The organism is Leptotrichia hongkongensis (genome assembly GCF_041538065.1).
In the GTDB taxonomy this organism is placed as follows: domain Bacteria; phylum Fusobacteriota; class Fusobacteriia; order Fusobacteriales; family Leptotrichiaceae; genus Leptotrichia; species Leptotrichia hongkongensis.
In genome coordinates, this window is the sequence record NZ_JBGORW010000006.1 from 119,370 (window position 1) to 136,471 (window position 17,102).

20 protein-coding genes are annotated in these 17,102 nt (G+C 27.5%); 5 read left to right on the plus strand and 15 right to left on the minus strand.

Annotation, left to right across the window (positions count from 1 at the left end; all coding sequences use genetic code 11):
- Positions 1-21 precede the first annotated feature (21 nt).
- Entirely contained in the window at positions 22-378 is a 357-nt protein-coding gene (locus ACEG17_RS06070; protein WP_372583006.1) for a transposase, read from the plus strand.
- Between the two features lie 199 nt (positions 379-577).
- On the opposite strand, the gene ACEG17_RS06075 is transcribed toward ACEG17_RS06070, so the two are convergent.
- The 9 genes from ACEG17_RS06075 to ACEG17_RS06115 all read right to left on the minus strand — a co-directional run bounded on the left by ACEG17_RS06075 (position 578) and on the right by ACEG17_RS06115 (position 8,629).
- Positions 578-724, minus strand: a complete 147-nt coding sequence (locus ACEG17_RS06075) for a PspC domain-containing protein (protein ID WP_372582969.1) — start codon at positions 722-724, stop codon at positions 578-580.
- Between the two features lie 528 nt (positions 725-1,252).
- Positions 1,253-2,005 (minus strand): hypothetical protein, encoded by a 753-nt coding sequence (locus ACEG17_RS06080; protein ID WP_372582970.1) that lies wholly within the window; start codon positions 2,003-2,005, stop codon positions 1,253-1,255.
- 63 nt (positions 2,006-2,068) lie between these two features.
- The gene (locus tag ACEG17_RS06085; RefSeq protein ID WP_372582971.1) at positions 2,069-3,145 is read right to left on the minus strand and encodes a PDDEXK-like family protein; all 1,077 of its coding nucleotides are present in this window, start codon (positions 3,143-3,145) and stop codon (positions 2,069-2,071) included.
- Between the two features lie 33 nt (positions 3,146-3,178).
- Positions 3,179-3,886 carry an FtsZ/tubulin family protein gene (locus ACEG17_RS06090; RefSeq protein ID WP_372582972.1) on the minus strand — a complete coding sequence of 236 codons (708 nt, stop codon included), beginning with the start codon at positions 3,884-3,886 and terminating at the stop codon, positions 3,179-3,181.
- A 25-nt stretch (positions 3,887-3,911) separates the two neighbouring features.
- The gene (locus ACEG17_RS06095; protein ID WP_372582973.1) at positions 3,912-4,859 is read right to left on the minus strand and encodes a helix-turn-helix transcriptional regulator; all 948 of its coding nucleotides are present in this window, start codon (positions 4,857-4,859) and stop codon (positions 3,912-3,914) included.
- 62 nt (positions 4,860-4,921) lie between these two features.
- Positions 4,922-6,043 carry a hypothetical protein gene (locus ACEG17_RS06100; protein WP_372582974.1) on the minus strand — a complete coding sequence of 374 codons (1,122 nt, stop codon included), beginning with the start codon at positions 6,041-6,043 and terminating at the stop codon, positions 4,922-4,924.
- Between the two features lie 132 nt (positions 6,044-6,175).
- A complete protein-coding gene (gene cbiT, locus ACEG17_RS06105) occupies positions 6,176-6,745 on the minus strand; it encodes a precorrin-6Y C5,15-methyltransferase (decarboxylating) subunit CbiT (RefSeq protein WP_147006094.1) in 570 nt (189 codons plus the stop codon).
- A 192-nt stretch (positions 6,746-6,937) separates the two neighbouring features.
- On the minus strand, positions 6,938-8,302 hold the full coding sequence (locus ACEG17_RS06110; RefSeq protein WP_372582975.1) for a PFL family protein: 1,365 nt from the start codon (positions 8,300-8,302) through the stop codon (positions 6,938-6,940).
- 51 nt (positions 8,303-8,353) lie between these two features.
- On the minus strand, positions 8,354-8,629 hold the full coding sequence (locus ACEG17_RS06115) for an ACT domain-containing protein (protein WP_299575808.1): 276 nt from the start codon (positions 8,627-8,629) through the stop codon (positions 8,354-8,356).
- A gap of 165 nt (positions 8,630-8,794) precedes the next feature.
- Between ACEG17_RS06115 and sppA the strand changes: the two genes are divergently transcribed.
- The 4 genes from sppA to ACEG17_RS06135 all read left to right on the plus strand — a co-directional run bounded on the left by sppA (position 8,795) and on the right by ACEG17_RS06135 (position 12,945).
- The gene (sppA, locus tag ACEG17_RS06120; RefSeq protein WP_372582976.1) at positions 8,795-10,582 is read left to right on the plus strand and encodes a signal peptide peptidase SppA; all 1,788 of its coding nucleotides are present in this window, start codon (positions 8,795-8,797) and stop codon (positions 10,580-10,582) included.
- A gap of 140 nt (positions 10,583-10,722) precedes the next feature.
- A complete protein-coding gene (locus tag ACEG17_RS06125; protein ID WP_299575804.1) occupies positions 10,723-11,580 on the plus strand; it encodes a YitT family protein in 858 nt (285 codons plus the stop codon).
- A 112-nt stretch (positions 11,581-11,692) separates the two neighbouring features.
- Positions 11,693-12,259 (plus strand): alkyl hydroperoxide reductase subunit C, encoded by a 567-nt coding sequence (gene ahpC / locus ACEG17_RS06130; protein WP_147006099.1) that lies wholly within the window; start codon positions 11,693-11,695, stop codon positions 12,257-12,259.
- Between the two features lie 53 nt (positions 12,260-12,312).
- Positions 12,313-12,945 carry a thioredoxin family protein gene (locus ACEG17_RS06135; RefSeq protein ID WP_372582977.1) on the plus strand — a complete coding sequence of 211 codons (633 nt, stop codon included), beginning with the start codon at positions 12,313-12,315 and terminating at the stop codon, positions 12,943-12,945.
- A gap of 439 nt (positions 12,946-13,384) precedes the next feature.
- Here the strand turns inward: ACEG17_RS06135 and ACEG17_RS06140 are convergent, their stop codons facing one another.
- From ACEG17_RS06140 to ACEG17_RS06165, 6 genes are all read right to left on the minus strand, one after another.
- Positions 13,385-13,837: a hypothetical protein gene (locus ACEG17_RS06140; RefSeq protein ID WP_372582978.1), complete on the minus strand. Its 453-nt coding sequence runs from the start codon at positions 13,835-13,837 to the stop codon at positions 13,385-13,387.
- A gap of 22 nt (positions 13,838-13,859) precedes the next feature.
- The gene (locus ACEG17_RS06145; RefSeq protein WP_372582979.1) at positions 13,860-14,492 is read right to left on the minus strand and encodes an RNase H1/viroplasmin domain-containing protein; all 633 of its coding nucleotides are present in this window, start codon (positions 14,490-14,492) and stop codon (positions 13,860-13,862) included.
- A gap of 20 nt (positions 14,493-14,512) precedes the next feature.
- Positions 14,513-15,247 carry a 3-oxoacyl-ACP reductase FabG gene (gene fabG, locus ACEG17_RS06150; RefSeq protein ID WP_299575887.1) on the minus strand — a complete coding sequence of 245 codons (735 nt, stop codon included), beginning with the start codon at positions 15,245-15,247 and terminating at the stop codon, positions 14,513-14,515.
- A gap of 41 nt (positions 15,248-15,288) precedes the next feature.
- A complete protein-coding gene (locus ACEG17_RS06155; protein WP_372582980.1) occupies positions 15,289-15,786 on the minus strand; it encodes a septal ring lytic transglycosylase RlpA family protein in 498 nt (165 codons plus the stop codon).
- A gap of 137 nt (positions 15,787-15,923) precedes the next feature.
- A complete protein-coding gene (locus tag ACEG17_RS06160) occupies positions 15,924-16,778 on the minus strand; it encodes a polysaccharide deacetylase family protein (protein ID WP_372582981.1) in 855 nt (284 codons plus the stop codon).
- A 20-nt stretch (positions 16,779-16,798) separates the two neighbouring features.
- On the minus strand, positions 16,799-17,086 hold the full coding sequence (locus tag ACEG17_RS06165) for a serine/threonine protein phosphatase (RefSeq protein WP_372582982.1): 288 nt from the start codon (positions 17,084-17,086) through the stop codon (positions 16,799-16,801).
- Positions 17,087-17,102: the final 16 nt, after the last annotated feature.

Consider the following 17,102-nt stretch of genomic DNA (forward strand, 5'->3'; position numbering starts at 1 on the left):
TCAGGCAGAGAAATAATCTATATTGATGAAACAGGCTTTAACGAATATTACTACCGTGAATACGGCTGGAGTAAAAGAGGAATATCTATTGAAGGGAAGAAAAGAGGATTAAGATATTCAAGAATAAATCTGGTTGCTGGAAAAATAGGTAATGCACTGATAGGGAGTATGATATACAGGGAAACAATGAAAAGTGAATTTTTTGAAGAATGGTTCAGGGAAATACTTTTAAGAGATATTGAAAAATTAGAGAAGAGAGTTCTAATAGTGATGGATAATGCCAGATTTCATAGAAAGAATATATTAGAAGGAAACGGGGCATTGTCTATTATTTCTTCCGCTGTATTCGTCGGATTTAAAAATTATGGGCTAATATGAAGAAAAAATTAAAAGACACAGCCCATAATTTTAATACACTAGAAAAAGCAGTTACTTCTGTTTTATTTAATAAATTAGTTCAGTTTTAAATAGGTTTTACTATATTTAAAATTAATTTACAAAAAAAAACCTATTTTCTATAACAACTTAATGTTTTTTAAAATAGACTTTTGATATACAGTTTATCTTTATTTCAGAATTATTCTCCTTCAGGTAAAACAAATCCTGCTATTAAATATGCAATTGCTAATAATCCTTCTGTAAGAACTGCTAATACAACTGCTATTATTCTTATTAAGTTAGAATCTTTATCCATGTATTTTGCAAGTCCATCACATACACCCATTATTTTTTGTCAGATGCTGATTTTGTTAGTTTTTTTTCCATTTTTCCTCCTAAATATTTTTATAAATGAAATTTCAAATTTTTTATTTCACATACATTATATCATATCCCTTATATTATATAAATTATTTTTTATACTATTCCCCTTTTAAATAACAGATTTATAATAAATTTAAATTCTCATACTTATTCATCAAAGGGTAAAAAACCTTTATTATCAAAAAGATTCTATCTTTTAAATAGGACTTAGTATTAGATCTTTTGATTAATAAATATTTTTTCATATTGTTATGTTTTTTCTTTTTATTTTCATAGAATTGTTTATTGCCACAAAACCTTATCTTGCAGTAAAGGTTTATCCTAATAATTAAAATTGTGGCAAGATTGCTACGCAATAACCTATGGCTAGTCTCTATTTAAAAAGTAAAAATTATATTTTAATTATTTGAGAATATTAGATTTATACCCTTTATTAGAAAAGTTTGTAATAATTTCGTTATTTAAATGAGGTTTAGTATAAACTATTTGCCTAAATTTTTAACAAAAGATTTAAAGCATATTGAAGGATTTTTATTTTATCTTTACAATCATCAATATTTTCAAATTCTAAATATCCTACTGTCATATACTGACCTGCTCTAAAATATTTTTTCTGAAACTTTTCATTTTTTAGTATATTTTCGAATTTTTTTATATTTTCTGGTTTATTTTCGCATTTTAGTATATCTTTCGACTCATTTTCTAATTTATTTTTTAATTTAGAAAAAAGTTCCTTACGTTTTTCAGAAGCAATTGTTACTTTCTTTTCGAAATCTTCTTTTGAAAGTTCTTTATTATTTTTATTTTTTTTAGGAACTGAATATTTTATTGCAATTATATTTTTCTGATTATATTGTTCTATTTGTAAATAAATATCTTCATCAGAAGTTTCTGCTAATTTATTAATTTTTTCTTCACTTAAAGGAAACCACCACATTCCCATAAATCCACCTGATGAGTTATTCACATAACCCCAACTACAATCTTTTTGTCTTCCAATAGCATGTTCTAATAAATTTTTTTCGTTTTTTAATTCTTTAAAAAATCCGATATAACAGTTTGAATTCCAGTCTTCTAAGTTTTTTTCTACATATGAATCTACATCTGCTTTTATGTTACTCAAATAATCATAATAATTTCTAAATATAGAATTCTTAATGTTATCCTCATATCTTCCGAATAATTCTAAAATTTTTTCTCTTCTAAATATTACATTTACACCATTTTCTTTTAAATTTTCCATATTATCTTCATCATATGTTTTATAATATACTGTTTTTTTATTTTTTTTTGTTAATTAAAAATTTTATTCAAAATTTACATTTTGCAAATACCCATGTAGTTTTTTCACTTCATTCATTAATTTATTCATTTCATCTTTCCCATCTTTTATATATTCTTTTAAATTAATATGTAAAATTGGTATTTCATAATCATCTTTATATTTGCAATTTTCTTCTATATTATTAATTTTTATTAACTCATTTTTATGTTCTTCAATAACTTTATAAATTTTTTTATATACAACTTCATATTTTTCTTTTCTTATATATTTTAAACTTTCATTTTCTGTATTGTATTTATGATAAAAATTCAATCTTAAATAAGGTCCTTCTTTTTTTGTATTATCCATTCTCCAGAAAATAAGGTATCTTTCACTTGTTTCAAAAATAGGAAGCCTTTTTCCTAACAAATTATATTGTGAAACAGCAGAACCATTTCCCTTATTTCTAAAACTTACTATCCTTTCTTCTGAAAAAATCTCTTTTAAAAAACAATATTGTGCTATGTTAGATTTTGCTATATTCCAATCCTTGTGAGATTCTGCTTTACATTCTAAATAATTTTTTTCATTTTCTTGAGTTCTTAATTTTTCTACAAGATACACATAATAACTGTCTAAAATTTCACTTTTATTTCTATATTTTTCTAAAATTTCTTTAAATATTTCACCTGTGATTATTTTATTAGCTTTCACATTTTTATCAGGACTGAAATGAAAACCTGTTTTAAAATAAACTGTTTTAACTTCTAGATTTCCATCAATTCTCAAATCTTTTTTTTCATTTTCATCTAACTTATTAATTTTTTCTTCATACTCTTCTAGTTGTTTTTTTCTTTCAGAAGAATTAACCTTATCTTCAATAATGTAAACTCTATTCAACTCTTTAAAAACAACTAATATATCAATTTTCTTAAATTGCCTTTTTATAAGAATTTCTTGATTATCAGAAACATTCTCTTCTCCAAACTCTTTTAATAAGTCAACAGCTAATGCTCTTAATTCACTATCCTCGTAATTTAACCAATTTAAACACCAACATATAAAAGCATCCTGTGACAGCTCTGACGTTGCAAAATTAAAAATATTGTTTCTTTCCATTCTAAATCCCTTCTTTCTATAATATTAATTAATTTATTTAACTGAATCTTCCACAATGTAAGCAATAATATTTATGAAATTTTCATTTTCTGGATATATTTGCAGTCCCCAAAGAAATGCCCGATTATTAAGAATATTAGTCATTATTTTAGCAATATCTTTTATCTGAGTCAATTCGATATTTTTTCCTGCTGTTATATTCAAAAATATTTTATAAGTTTTATTTTTATCAAAAGTTTCCAGCTTTAGTTTTAGGTTTTGCAAGAAATCATCAAAAGTTTCTAAATTTCCTTTTTCAAAAATTACGAAAGATTTTGAGGTTTTTTGAAATACAGTTTTTAAGTCAGCTAAATCAAGAGTAACCATTCCTTTTACTGTTAAAGTTTTTGTTATTCCGTTGATTCCATTTTTTAAATCTTCGGCAGATTTGCATTTTATGATAAAGTTTGTTTTTGAATCAAATAGGTCGGTATAGCCATTTCCAATATCGTAAATGCCAGTAAAAATGTCGTTTTTTTCAGTGTTTCTGATTATTTCTAAGGCAAAATTTTTATCATTTTCAAAATATGTGTTTAAAATTATCAAAATTACATCTGTATTTTGAAAATTTATTTTTAAATCTTTGTAGTCATTTTTAATTGTAATAATGTTTATATTTTCATGTGTAATTATTTCTTTTTCAATAGTGCTTAGACCCGTTTCTCCTAAATTTATTATTTTTATTTTTGGTATTTTTTCCATAAATTTTCTCCTTTTTTATAGAAATTTATTTTAAAATTTTGTATTCAATAACATAATCTCCCTGACTTCGTAGCCACATTTCGGCTCCAAAACTTCCATAAACTTCGATTTTTACAGTATAAACTGTAGTTTCCCGATTATTTCCCTTAACTATTTTTTTATCTAGTATTTCTGCAGTTGGAAATTTATCAAGCACATACTCGATATAGCCTCTGTATTTAAATTCTATTCTTGTAAAAGGCCCTGAGTGCATAAAATGTATATATTTTCTAAATTCACCATCTTTAAATTTTTTAGAATAATTCAAAATCTTAAATTTCTTGCCAGTATTTTCAATTTCAGTAATTCTATCAACCCTGAAAATTGCAGGGTATTCTTCTTTGTTCTCGATGTATGCAATTAAGTAAAAGTAGTATTCAGAAAACATTACGGACAAAGGCTTTATATTGTAATTTTTACCTTGTTTATCTTTTGTAGTGTAATTCATATTTATTAATTCCTGATTTTTTATATGCTGTGCTAAATTCCAGATAACTGTGAGCAGATTTTGTCCGTGCTGTAAAGGGATATAATTCGATTTTTCGCTATTGATAAGACCTTTTATTGTTTCTCTGTCATTTCCTGATGAGTGATTAATTAACTTATTTATTAATGTTTGAGTTTCATTTTCGTTAAATGCTCTGCTTTCAAGTATAATTTTACTTATTGCTAAAAGCTCTTTATTAGTAAAAGAATTTTCACTATTTTCTTCAAGATAATACCCTTTTTTAGATTTGGAATACTTTATTTCTGCTCCATTTTCTTCCAAAAAGTAGACTCTCAAAGTTTCTATATCTCTTTGAACTGTTTTTATATCAATGTTAAATTCGTTAGCTAAATCAGTTCCATTTAATATTTCCTTCTGATACAACCTTTTTATTATTTTTAGTATTCTAATTGATTTTTCTTCAGAATTTTGATTTTTCTCCGCCATAATCAAGCCTTTCGTACATTTTTTTATTCTATGCTTTAATTATAACTTTATTTCTTACTTTGTCAAATAATCAAAATTTTCTTTTCTAAAAACCAAATACCACCTTTTTTCCTTCCATCTTTAATATATTTATCGTATTCATCTTTTATATCTAAACTACCTCTCTCTTCATTAAATTTTTCTATTTTTTCTGTTATTTCATCCAATATTTTCTTTATTTTATTCACCGAAGTATCTTTATCTACTTTTAAATAAAATAATGGAACTTCTTTCTCTTTTAAGTCAACTTCTTCCAAATAAATTTTTTGAAAATCTGGAAATATATTTTTTAATTCATATTGAACTGATTCAAACATATCTTCTTGCAATTCATCAAGATGGAACCAATTTAACACATACAGTATATCAAATTCTCTATTTCTATTTTTTTTATATACACATTCTACAAAAAATTCATCTTTTATCCACTTTATACATTCATTATTTCTATATATACCATAATTTTCTCTTTTTTTATCAAAATGCCACTTCAAAATACGGTATAATGATAAAATATTAAAAGAGCCATAACCCTTTTCATTCACTTCTCGCATGAGCTGATTATAATAACTATCAAAAATACTGTCATCAATGTCTTTTCTAAAAGTTTCTAAAAATTCTAAAAATCTTTCTCCACCATACATAATAATTTTTTCTCCTGCTTCTTCTTTTTCATAATTAGAAATTTTATCAGGAGTAAAGTATACAATTTTTATTTTATCTGTCTCATTATTTCCTAAATTTTCATTTATTTTAAATAATTGAACTGCTTCTTGAGTATATTCAAAAAAATATGGTATAAATTCTTCATAGCAAAAACATTTGAAAAATATATATTTTCTTTTGTCCTTTTTCTTTCTATCTACAATTAATAAAAGTGTATATTCATCTAGAATTCTATTAATAAAATGCTCATATTTATTCGGAATATAATAACTAGAATAGCATATTTCAATATCTTCTGTGTCTAGTTTCTCTTTCAAAATTTCCTCAATAAATTTTTTTGCCATATTTCTTAAAGCTATTTTGTTAGTACTACCCACTGTATCAACATTTAACCATTTTAGCATCCAGTATAAAAAAATATCATCGTCAAATTTTGTATTGTAAAAAGCATCATTTTCAATTAATTTTAAATTGCTCATAATAATTGTCTCCTTATAATATTTTTTACATTATACTTTTTATAAAGGACATATTTTGTCTGTCTAAAAAAAAATTGTGTAATTCTCTAAATTTTAGAGTTTTACACAAATTTAAATTATTATTTTTATTTATTATTTCTTCGCAGTAATCACATAAATTGGATTTTCTGCCATCATCATATTAAAATCCTTAACTTTTCTATTTTTACTTACGATAATCTGACAAATATCCACATCTTTAAAATTGTATTTTTTCAGTTCCTCAACAGCCGTAGATATATTTTCTAGTACAATAAAGTTTAGTACTAAAATCCCATCTTCAACAAGGTTATCATAAGAATATTTTATAATTTCCACTAGATTTCCAGCCGAACCTCCAATAAAAATTTTATTAAACTTTGTATTTAAGTCTTTTAGTCCATCTGGAGCCATTCCTTTTATTATATTAAGATTTTCTAATCCAAATTTTTCTTTATTTTTATGAATCAACTCAACTGCCTCATCATTCCTCTCAATTACAAAAACTTTTCCGTTTCGTGCAAATCTTGCCATTTCCATACTAACAGAACCTGTTCCGCCACCAATGTCAAGACAAATATCATCATCTTTCATCTCCATTTTCCCAAGGCTTACAAAACGGATTTCCTCTTTTGTCATAGGAACTTTTCCTCTTAAAAATTCTTCATCTTTTATATGATACATTTTATCACTCCTTATTTTATATTATAGTTTAAAAAGAAAGCCAAGAGTAAATCCTAACTTTCTATTTTTTATTTGTTGTATAGTAAAACCGCTTTAAAGCCGAACTTAAAAGTTATGACTATTTTACTCAAACCCTAAATTTATATAATTTTCAATAGTTCGGTTTTAAATGGGTTCGAATATATTTTTAAATTAATTTTTTAATGCCTGAATTGGGGGAGCTACTTTTCCACCACGATTAATTAGGACAGAGCAATCTAAATTATTTATATTTATAATATCTGCTTCTCCTAAAAGTCCTCCAAACACTACTCTATCTCCAGCTTTTTTCCCAGGAACTGGGATTATTCTGACTGCAGTAGTTTTGCTATTTACCATTCCGATTGCCATTTCATCAGCTATTATTCCAGAAATTACAGCTTCTGAGGTATCACCTGGAATAGCTATCATATCAAGTCCAACAGAACATACACAAGTCATTGCCTCCAGTTTTTCAAGTGTCAAGTATCCTTTGCTTGTAGCTTCTATCATTCCCTGATCTTCACTTACCGGGATAAATGCCCCTGTTAAGCCTCCGACACGAGTTGCAGCCATTGCTCCGCCTTTTTTTACAGCGTCATTCAATATTGCAAGTGCAAGTGTTGTTCCATAAGCTCCGACTGCTTCCAGTCCAAATTCCTCCAGTACATTTCCAACACTATCGCCTACTGCTGGAGTTGGTGCAAGTGACAAGTCAATTATTCCAAATTCAACCCCAAGTCTTTCAGCAACTTCTTTTCCAATTAATTCTCCCATTCTTGTGATTTTAAAACTTACTTTTTTTATTGCTTCTGTTATTTCATCAATTTTTGCCGTTTTTGAAATGTTAGCAAGTGTGTGTCTTACAACCCCTGGCCCACTAATTCCAACATTTAGCACAACATCTGGATTTTCTACCCCATGAAATGCACCTGCCATAAACGGATTATCAGGAACAGCATTTGTAAATACGACAAATTTGGCAGCTGCCAATCCGTCTGCATCTTTGGAAAGTTCAGCCAGTTCCTTTACAGTTTTTCCCATCATTTTTACAGCATCCAAGTTGATTCCTGACTTTGTAGACCCTACATTTACAGAAGAGCAAACTCTGTCTGTTTCAGAAAGCGCCTTCGGAATACTGTTTATCAGCTTAACATCCCCTTTTGTAAAACCTTTGTCCACAAGTGCTGAAAATCCTCCAATAAAGTCAATTCCTATTGTTTTTGCGGCTCTATCGAGTGCTTTTGCAAAAATTGTGTAATCTTTGGCATTAGTTGCATTTCCAATTATTGAAATTGGAGTAACTGAAACTCTTTTGTTAATAATTGGCATATTATATTTGCTTGCTACTTCATCAGCGATTTTTACCAAATCTTTTCCATTTTCCATAATTTTGTTATAAATATTTTCTGCTGTTTTTTCGGCATCTGCATCAATGCAGTCAAGCAGGCTTATCCCCATTGTGACGGTTCTCACATCAAGGTGCTGCATTTCTACCATATCTATCGTTTCCAGTATCTCATCAGGTAATAAATTCATTTTTCCCTCCTAAATTTCTTATAATAATTGCTCTCGAAAAATTCTGAAAATTTATATTCTGTGCATCGCCTTGAAAATATTTTCATGTTGCAAGTAAACTCTTACTCCAATCTTTTCCTCAACCGCCTTAAACTCTTCCTGTAATCCTTTTATATCCGTATTTTTAGAAGCTTCCACAAGCATAATCATCGCAAAAATATCATTTTCAAACACTTTTTGAGTTATGTCTATAATATTCAAATTAAGTTCACTTAACTTTGTCGATACATTCGCAACAATTCCTGATTTATCGGCTCCAATAACTGTAATAACTATTCTATCGCTCATCTTCATACCTCCATCTTCATAAAATTTAAATTATTTTTAAATATGCTAAATTATCGCATAAATTTAGGTATTTAGCAAGTAGAAAATTTAATTGCTATTTATTACTTAAAGTGATATAATTTGTCATATTTAATATATAAAACTACTTAAGGAGGAAAATAAAAAATGAAATTTTGGAATTTTTTCAAAAGAGCTTTGATATACACATTAAAAGAAATATATTCATTTTTTCTGAAACTTTCATTATTAATATTTATAACTATCATTATTGGAATTTCAGCTATTGCTATTTTTAATTCAAAAGCTAAAAAGGAAAATGCAAAAAAAAGTTATGAGTATATACTCTTTAATGTTTCTGATGCCAATGAAGACAAAATCATAGGTTCAGACATTTTTTCAGAAAGAGAGAATCTATCTTATATGGATATCCTTCAGAGCTTAGACGACATAAAAAATAACAGGCAGGTAAAAGGTATCATTATTTCCTTGGATACGATAAACTTATCATCTTCAAAAATTGAAGAACTTTCGAAAAAATTTGAGGAATTAAAGGCAAACAACAAAAAAATATATGCTTTTGGAGCTTATATTACAAACGCTAACTATAAGCTAGCTGCTATTGCAAATGAAGTTATAATGGTTCCTTCCACTTCTGCTAGCTTGGATTTAACTGGTTATCATTATTCAGATATTTACTATAAAGGATTGTTTGATAAATTAGGAGTAAATATGGAAGTTGTGCGTATTGGAAACTACAAGTCTTATGGTGAAAATTATACTGGAAATGAAATGACTCCTGAATTACGTTCAGAACTTACAAGAATACTGGAAAACAGATATGATAAGTTCATCACTGATATTTCCAAAAATCGTAAGATTGATAAAAATGCACTAAACAACGATATTGTAAATGGAACTGATACAAGCTTGACACCATTTGCAGCCCGTGATAAAAACCTGGTTGATAAACTGGAACATTTTTCTGATTTCACAAAGCGTTTAAATATTCGTGAAGATAATGTAGCAGATATTACTGACTATTACGAAAAAAGGGTAAAAGATCAAAATATTGGAAATCCTAGAAATGGAACTATTGCTGTAATTTATGCTGAAGGTTCAATTCTATACGATCCAAATGGAGTTACAGAAGGAGTTATAACACCTGATAATATCCTTGAAAAAGTTGAAAAAGCTATGAAAACTAAAAATTTAAGAGGAATTGTGCTTCGTGTAAATTCAGGCGGGGGTTCAGCTCTTGCTTCAGAAGTAATTTATCAGGAACTGACAAAACTAAATATTCCAATTTATGTTTCAATGTCTGATACTGCAGCTTCTGGTGGTTACTATATCTCAATGGCTGGAAATAAAGTTTTTGCAAATAATGCCACAATTACAGGTTCAATTGGAGTGGTTTCAATGATTCCAAAACTTTACAATGCACAGAATAAATATGGAGTTCATTCAAATTCAGTCTCAAAAGGAAAATATTCTGATATCAATGACAGTTTTGCTCCGCTATCTGAAGAATCTCGTGCCAAAATTACTCAATCAATGGAAGAAACATACAAAGAATTCAAATCACGTGTTTCTAAAAATCGTAAAATTGATGAAAATACTCTTGAAAACTATGCACAAGGTAAGATATGGCTTGGAGATGAAGCAAAAAATATAAATTTAGTTGATGGAATTGCGAGTCTTGATGAAGTTATAAGAATAATGGCAAAAGATTTAGGATTACGACAAAATTACGCTGTAGAAAATATTTATCTGGAAGAAGATTTTTCAAAGAAACTAAGATCTCTTACAAATATGATTACAGAAAAATTCAGTTTATCAGCACAGTTACAAAAAAGTATGCCTCAAGCAAAAAAAGCATTTAGCGAATACGACTTTGCAGTACAAAATCAAAATAAACCACTGTATTATTTAACATATAAACTGGATTTATATTAATAAATAAATTTAAGCGAAGTGAAAAATTAGAACATTTATAAATAAATGCTTTTTGAAACTTCGCTTTTTATATCTAAAAAATACAGGATTATACGTTATCCTAAATTAACGTAAATATTTTTAGTGAGGATATATATTATATGAATAAAAAAGCAATTTTCAAATTGATTAAAGAATATTTTTTAATTGGACTAGGTACTCTTATTCTTGCAATTGGACTCCAATTTTTCTTTTTCCCAAACAAAATAGCCAGTGGAGGCGTAACTGGATTAGCACTAGTCGTAAACAGCATATTTGGATTTTCTACAGGACTTTTTGTAGCCATTAGCAATCTAATCCTATTTACTTTAGCCTTTATCGTGATTAGTGGGCAATTTGGATTTAAAAGTATTTATGCAACTGTACTTTTATCTGTTTTTCTTTCACTTTTTGAAAAATTTTATCCAAATTATACTCTTACAAAGGATATATTTTTAGCTACTGTATTTGGAAGTACTATTTGTGCTTTGGGAGTAACTATCATCTACTTATACGAGTCTTCTACTGGAGGTACTTCAATAATTGCTAGAATTGTTAACAAATATTGCCATATTGGCTATGGAATGTCTAGTTTTATCGTTGATGCCATTGTTACTCTGTTAGCAATTTTCGCATTTGGGATAGAGCTTGGACTTGTTGGGCTTTTAAGTGTCTATATAACTGGTTTTATTACCGATAAATTCATTGAAGGATTTAATTCACGAAAACAGATTATGATTATTACATCTAATAAAGATGTTGTCCTAAACTATATTCTAAAAGACTTTGACAGAGGTTGCACTGTTCTTAAAGGTGTTGGCGGTTTCTCTGGAACAGAAAAAGACATTTTAATAACGATTATTGAAAGAAGACAATTTATACAATTAAGAAAGTTTTTAAAAGAACATGACCCTTCTGCTTTTGTTACAGTTACAGATACTACAAAAGTCTTTGGAGAAGGATTTGATCAACTGCATTAACTTTATTAAAAAATTTATTTGACAAAATGTTTTTTTATGATATAATGTAATCAAGAAATATTTGTAATCATTTCAAATTAAAAATAATAATATTATTAAATTAGGAGGAATTATGTCTTTAATTGGAAAAAAAATCGAAAATTTTACAGCTCAAGCTTATCAAAATGAAGAATTTAGAGAAGTTAACTTTGAAAAGGATTTTTTAGGAAAATGGAATGTTGTAGTCTTCTATCCAGCTGATTTTACATTCGTGTGTCCTACAGAATTGGAAGATTTAGAAGATCACAGGGAAGAATTGGAAAAATTAGGATTTAATGTTTATTCAGTAAGTACAGATACTCACTTTACTCACAAAGCATGGCATGACCATTCTGAAGCAATTGGAAAAGTAAAATATACAATGATTGGAGATCCTACAAAAGCTATTTCAAGAGAGTTTGAAGTATTAAATGAAGAAACTGGATTAGCTTACAGAGGAACATTTGTTATAAATCCCGAAGGAAAAATCGTTGCTTATGAAGTAAATGATGAAGGAATTGGAAGAGATGCCTCAGAATTAGTAAGAAGAGCGAAAGCTGCAAAATTTGTTGCTGATAATCCAGGATTAGTTTGTCCTGCAAAATGGAAAGAAGGAGAAGCTACATTAAAACCAGGATTAGACTTAGTAGGTAAAATCTAATAGTTTTTAGGTTTGGTAAATTATAGAGTTTAACTATTTAGAAAGGAGAAAATATGGCTTTACTGGATAGCAATATTGTAGAACAGCTAAAAGGTTATTTTGACAATATTAACGGAAATATTGAATTAGTATCATTTCTTGACGATAGCGAAAAATCAAATGAACTAGACAGCTTCTTAAAGGAAGTTGATGTAATTTCTGAAAAAATAAATTATATAAAAAAATCATTTGAAAATGATAAGGCTGATTTAGAAAAAGCAAATATTACACGTCCAATATCTTTTACAATTTTAAAAGATGGAGAAAATACTGGAATTAATTTTTCGGGAATTCCTGGAGGACATGAATTTAACAGTTTTATTCTAGCGATTTTAGGACTTGCAGGATTAGGTAAAAAGCTGGAAGGAGAGCAGCTTTCAAAAGTTGAATCAATCAATAAACCTGTAAATATCGAAACATTTATTTCATTATCTTGTACACATTGTCCAGATGTTGTTCAAGCTTTAAATTTAATTTCGACAAATAATAAAAACATTACAACAACTATGGTTGATAGCGCTGTATTCTTTGAAGAAGCAAAAGAAAAAGATATTCAAGCAGTACCAGTTGTATTTATAAATGGAGAACAAAAATCAGTTGGTGCAAAAACTATGGAGGAATTAATAAATCTCGTTATTAATGCTTAATTACATAAAGTGAAAATTGATTTATCTAAAAAAATAAATATTTTAAGAAAAAACTTGTGAAATAAAAAATAGAATTTGTACTTCTAAACTTGTAAAATGAAAAAGTTTAGAGGTACTTTTTTAGTTTATAACAGATTTTGCTTAAAAAGTAAAAATTATATTTTAATTATTGAAAATATTAGATTTGTATTTTTTATTAGAAAACTTTGTAACAAATTCGTTATTTAAATAGATTTATACTCAAACCCATTTAAAATTAAACTACTAAAAATTATATTGATTTAGGGTTTGAGTAAAATAGTCATAGCTTTTTGAGTTTAGTTTTAAAGCAGTTTTACTATAGAATTGATATACTTAAAAATATGGATTTTATTTCATTATAAAAAAAGAAACTTAATTCATTTTGCTTCTGAAAAAAGTTTCTATTATTTTTTTATTATTAATTTCCAGTTTCTTGATTACCTGTATTGTTTAAATTTGAAGCATCGTCATTTACAGTATTCTCGTTGTTACTAGAATTTGTTGATGCTGGTGTTTCATATTCTGATGCATGTAATCTATCTTCAGGAACTTGATAATTATTTATCTTTTTTATAGTTACTAAACCAGTTTTATTAGAAATAGTTCCATTAACATTAAGAACAATAATATCTGTATCTGTAACTCCATATTTTTCACTAATAAAGTTATAAATTTGGTCTAATAACCCAGAATCATCTTTTACTGTGTAAGTAATTACTTTATTTGGAAATACCAAATTATCTTTTACATAGGTAAATGTATTTGTTGATTTTGTATATTGACCTTCAAAAGTTTTACTTATAGGTTTTTTTGCTGCTGTTCCAATTACAGATATTGTTAACATCATTAACATTAATAATATTTTTTTCATGAAAAGCCTCCTTTATTTAGCATTATTTGTGGAATCCTAAATCAGCGGGATTAACATCTCCTGAGATTTTTTTTACAATTCCACCTTTTTTTTCAAATTCATTTCTCATTAAAGCAACTTTTTTTATGAGTTCAATTGTATCATTTTCCAAACTGGAATTATTATATCGCCCTTTTGACCAATATTCAATAATGAGAGAACTATCTCCACAAATTATCTTTGTATCATATTTTTTGGCATAAACAAAAGCTGTGTAAATACCGACTAGTTCACCAAAGTTATTTGTTCTAGTGTCAGCGACATAATAATTTCCAAATTCATTAATACTTTTTTCGTTCATAATTTTATAAAGTAGCGAATTACCGTCAAAATCAGTCAATCTGACTTCCACACCGTTTCCACGTCCTGTTCCTGCATCAAAATAAATTGCATCACGCTCTAGTTCAGAATAGAGTTTAGTCAAATCACTTTTCTCTTTTTTTTCATAATTTGCTCCAGAATTTAACCATTCTTGTGCTTCAGAAAAATTTTTAAATGATTTATAACGGGCTTTTTTACCACTTACTTTTTTTTGACAATCTGTCCAGCTTTCAAGTATTCCATTTTCATTTGTATCTGTAATGAAATAAGCATAGAATTTTTTATTTTTTGCCATTTTTAAATAAATTTATTGAATTATAAATTCAATCCTCCATCAACTCTTAAAACTTGCCCTGTAACAAATTTAGACATGTCACTTGCTAAATACAATGCAGCATTTGCAACATCTTCAGCATCTCCCATCTTTCTAAGCGGAGTATTTGCAAGTACAGTTTCTACAACTTTTTCAGGTAATACGTGAGTCATATTTGTTTCGATAAATCCTGGTGCAATTGCGTTTGATCTAAGATTTTTTCTACCAAATTCTTTTGCCCAAGTTTTTGCCATAGCGATTACTCCACCTTTTGTAGCTGCATAGTTAGTTTGTCCTGCATTTCCATCTACTCCTACTACAGAAGCCATATTAATTACACTTGAAGCTTTGCTCTTTAATAATAAAGAAACAAAACCTTGCATCACATTGTAGACACCTTTTAAGTTAATATCAATTACTAAATCCCAGTCTGCTTCCTTCATTCTTTGAAGTAACGAATCTCTTGTAATTCCTGCATTATTTACAAGAATATCCAATCTTCCGTATTTTTCTTTGATTTCATTTGCAATCTCTTTTATATTTTCTCTATCAGTAACATTTAATTTTACGTGTGAAACATTTTCATGGCTGTAATCAGGATCAATTAAATCTCCAGAAATAACAGTTGCTCCATTTTCAGCAAATTTTAGTGCGATTTCCTTTCCAATTCCTCTTGAACCACCTGTAATTAATGCAATTTTACCATTTAACACTATATTTCCACCTTTCTTTTCCATATTTTAAGATTTATAATTATAATTCTAAAATAACTAAACAATTATTTTAAAGAATTTAAAACTTCAAGTTTTACTTTTGTAAGACCTTTTCCAGGATTTTCTATTTTTGAAAAAGCTCCATAACTCAAGTCAATTACACGTCCTTTAGCAAAAGGTCCTCTATCATTAACTTTTACAACTACTTCTTTTCCGTTGCTCAAGTTTGTTACTTTTACTTTTGTTCCAAATGGAAGCGATCTATGTGCCGCTACCATTTCATGTCTGTTATGTATTTCTCCACTAGCTGTTCTGCTTCCATGTAATCCTTTGCTATAGTATGAAGCAATTCCAGTTTGTGAATGTTTAGAACTTCCTGAATTTGAAGTTTTTTCTTTTGTAGAAGTTTTGTTTGATTTTACAGCATATAAATCAGCACTATTATCAACAGCTTTTATCATTTCGTTTTTTATGTAAATTATATTATTGTTATCAGTATTTATTTCTGCAGCCAATGATAGTGATACTACTAAACCTGCAAACAAAGTAACTATTTTTTTCATTAATTTTCTCCTTAAATAAAATTTTTATAACATCAAATTGTTATAGTGTTTAACATTTAAAAGGATTAATTTTAAAGTTTAAACAACTTCTACATTATACCATATTTTTAATGTTTAATTACTTTTTTTTTACTTAGTTATTTCATTTCAGGTTGTTTAACGTGTTGAATTTTAGGACTATTTACATTTAATGTTTCAAATGTATAACCAGCTTTTCTATATCCATCTATTATTCTTTGCAGAGCCTGAACTGTTGTTTTTTTAGCATTTGTATCGTGCATTAAAACATTAATATCAGGATGTGTTGTACATACACCATATTTAACCAGTTTTTCTACAGGAACATTGTTTCCAGAAGCATCTGTCGAATCACAGTTCCAGTCAAAATATACATATCCTTCTTTTGTCATTCTGTTAATTATAGCCGTTTTTAAAGCCTTAGATGCTATCGCATTGCTTGAACCGCCTGGAAATCTTGTGATTTTTACATCTAATCCTGTTGTCGATTTTACAGCATCTCTTATTTTATAAAGATCTTTAAAGAAACTTTCCTCGTTTGCATAAACTTCTTTATATATGTGTGAATAGGTATGCAACCCAAGCACATGCCCATGATCAATTATTTTTTTATAGTCGTTATAATTTTTTCCAATTCCAATTACAAAAAATGTTGCTTTTATATTATTCTTTTTCAAAATTTCAAGAATTTGATCAGTATGAGCTGAAGGCCCATCATCAAAAGTTAAATATACAGTCTTAATTTTTTTGTCAGCTTTCAGTTGCTCATATTGTGCTTTCACTTCTGCATTTTTTTTAGTAAGTGCAGCAAATTCAGCATTTTTTTTATCCTTTTCTTCCGATAATTTTTTTACATTTGATTTTAAACTATGATATTCCATATATTTTGAAGTTGTTCCAAAAATATGTACTCCTGCATATAAAAATCCAGCAATAGCTACTAATATTCCAATAAACGAAAATGTTTTTTTCATGTTTGTATCCCTCTCATTTCTTATTTATATTTTTTAATTAATTCTTCAATTTTTTTGTAACTCTCTTCATTATGTTTTATATTACCATCAAGAGCTTCTACTTCTTTTTCCAATTTTTGTTTATTCTCCTTTAATAATGGAATTTCCTTTTTAAATTTCTCTTTTTGTTTGATTAACACAAAATGTGAAAATGCAACTAACAGTATTGAAATAACAAGTAGAACAATTGCTGTTGTTGTTAATTTTCCATTATTCTTACCATCATGATCATCTCTATAATCATAAAGAAATTGTTGTTGTTTTGCCATTTTTTCTCCTCTTTTC

What these genes read in the sequence shown, in the direction of transcription:
- fabG (WP_299575887.1), bottom strand. Translation starts at nt 15,247, where the DNA reads ATGGAAAAGAAAGGTGGAAATATAGTGTTAAATGGTAAAATTGCATTA.
- ACEG17_RS06090 (WP_372582972.1), bottom strand. Translation starts at nt 3,886, where the DNA reads ATGGAAAAAATACCAAAAATAAAAATAATAAATTTAGGAGAAACGGGT.
- ACEG17_RS06165 (WP_372582982.1), bottom strand. Translation starts at nt 17,086, where the DNA reads ATGGCAAAACAACAACAATTTCTTTATGATTATAGAGATGATCATGAT.
- ACEG17_RS06145 (WP_372582979.1), bottom strand. Translation starts at nt 14,492, where the DNA reads ATGGCAAAAAATAAAAAATTCTATGCTTATTTCATTACAGATACAAAT.
- ACEG17_RS06085 (WP_372582971.1), bottom strand. Translation starts at nt 3,145, where the DNA reads ATGGAAAGAAACAATATTTTTAATTTTGCAACGTCAGAGCTGTCACAG.
- ACEG17_RS06125 (WP_299575804.1), top strand. Translation starts at nt 10,723, where the DNA reads ATGAATAAAAAAGCAATTTTCAAATTGATTAAAGAATATTTTTTAATT.
- ACEG17_RS06115 (WP_299575808.1), bottom strand. Translation starts at nt 8,629, where the DNA reads ATGAGCGATAGAATAGTTATTACAGTTATTGGAGCCGATAAATCAGGA.
- ACEG17_RS06135 (WP_372582977.1), top strand. Translation starts at nt 12,313, where the DNA reads ATGGCTTTACTGGATAGCAATATTGTAGAACAGCTAAAAGGTTATTTT.
- sppA (WP_372582976.1), top strand. Translation starts at nt 8,795, where the DNA reads ATGAAATTTTGGAATTTTTTCAAAAGAGCTTTGATATACACATTAAAA.
- ACEG17_RS06075 (WP_372582969.1), bottom strand. Translation starts at nt 724, where the DNA reads ATGGGTGTATGTGATGGACTTGCAAAATACATGGATAAAGATTCTAAC.
- ACEG17_RS06160 (WP_372582981.1), bottom strand. Translation starts at nt 16,778, where the DNA reads ATGAAAAAAACATTTTCGTTTATTGGAATATTAGTAGCTATTGCTGGA.
- ACEG17_RS06155 (WP_372582980.1), bottom strand. Translation starts at nt 15,786, where the DNA reads ATGAAAAAAATAGTTACTTTGTTTGCAGGTTTAGTAGTATCACTATCA.
- ACEG17_RS06110 (WP_372582975.1), bottom strand. Translation starts at nt 8,302, where the DNA reads ATGAATTTATTACCTGATGAGATACTGGAAACGATAGATATGGTAGAA.
- ACEG17_RS06100 (WP_372582974.1), bottom strand. Translation starts at nt 6,043, where the DNA reads ATGAGCAATTTAAAATTAATTGAAAATGATGCTTTTTACAATACAAAA.
- ACEG17_RS06095 (WP_372582973.1), bottom strand. Translation starts at nt 4,859, where the DNA reads ATGGCGGAGAAAAATCAAAATTCTGAAGAAAAATCAATTAGAATACTA.
- cbiT (WP_147006094.1), bottom strand. Translation starts at nt 6,745, where the DNA reads ATGTATCATATAAAAGATGAAGAATTTTTAAGAGGAAAAGTTCCTATG.
- ACEG17_RS06140 (WP_372582978.1), bottom strand. Translation starts at nt 13,837, where the DNA reads ATGAAAAAAATATTATTAATGTTAATGATGTTAACAATATCTGTAATT.
- ACEG17_RS06080 (WP_372582970.1), bottom strand. Translation starts at nt 2,005, where the DNA reads ATGGAAAATTTAAAAGAAAATGGTGTAAATGTAATATTTAGAAGAGAA.
- ahpC (WP_147006099.1), top strand. Translation starts at nt 11,693, where the DNA reads ATGTCTTTAATTGGAAAAAAAATCGAAAATTTTACAGCTCAAGCTTAT.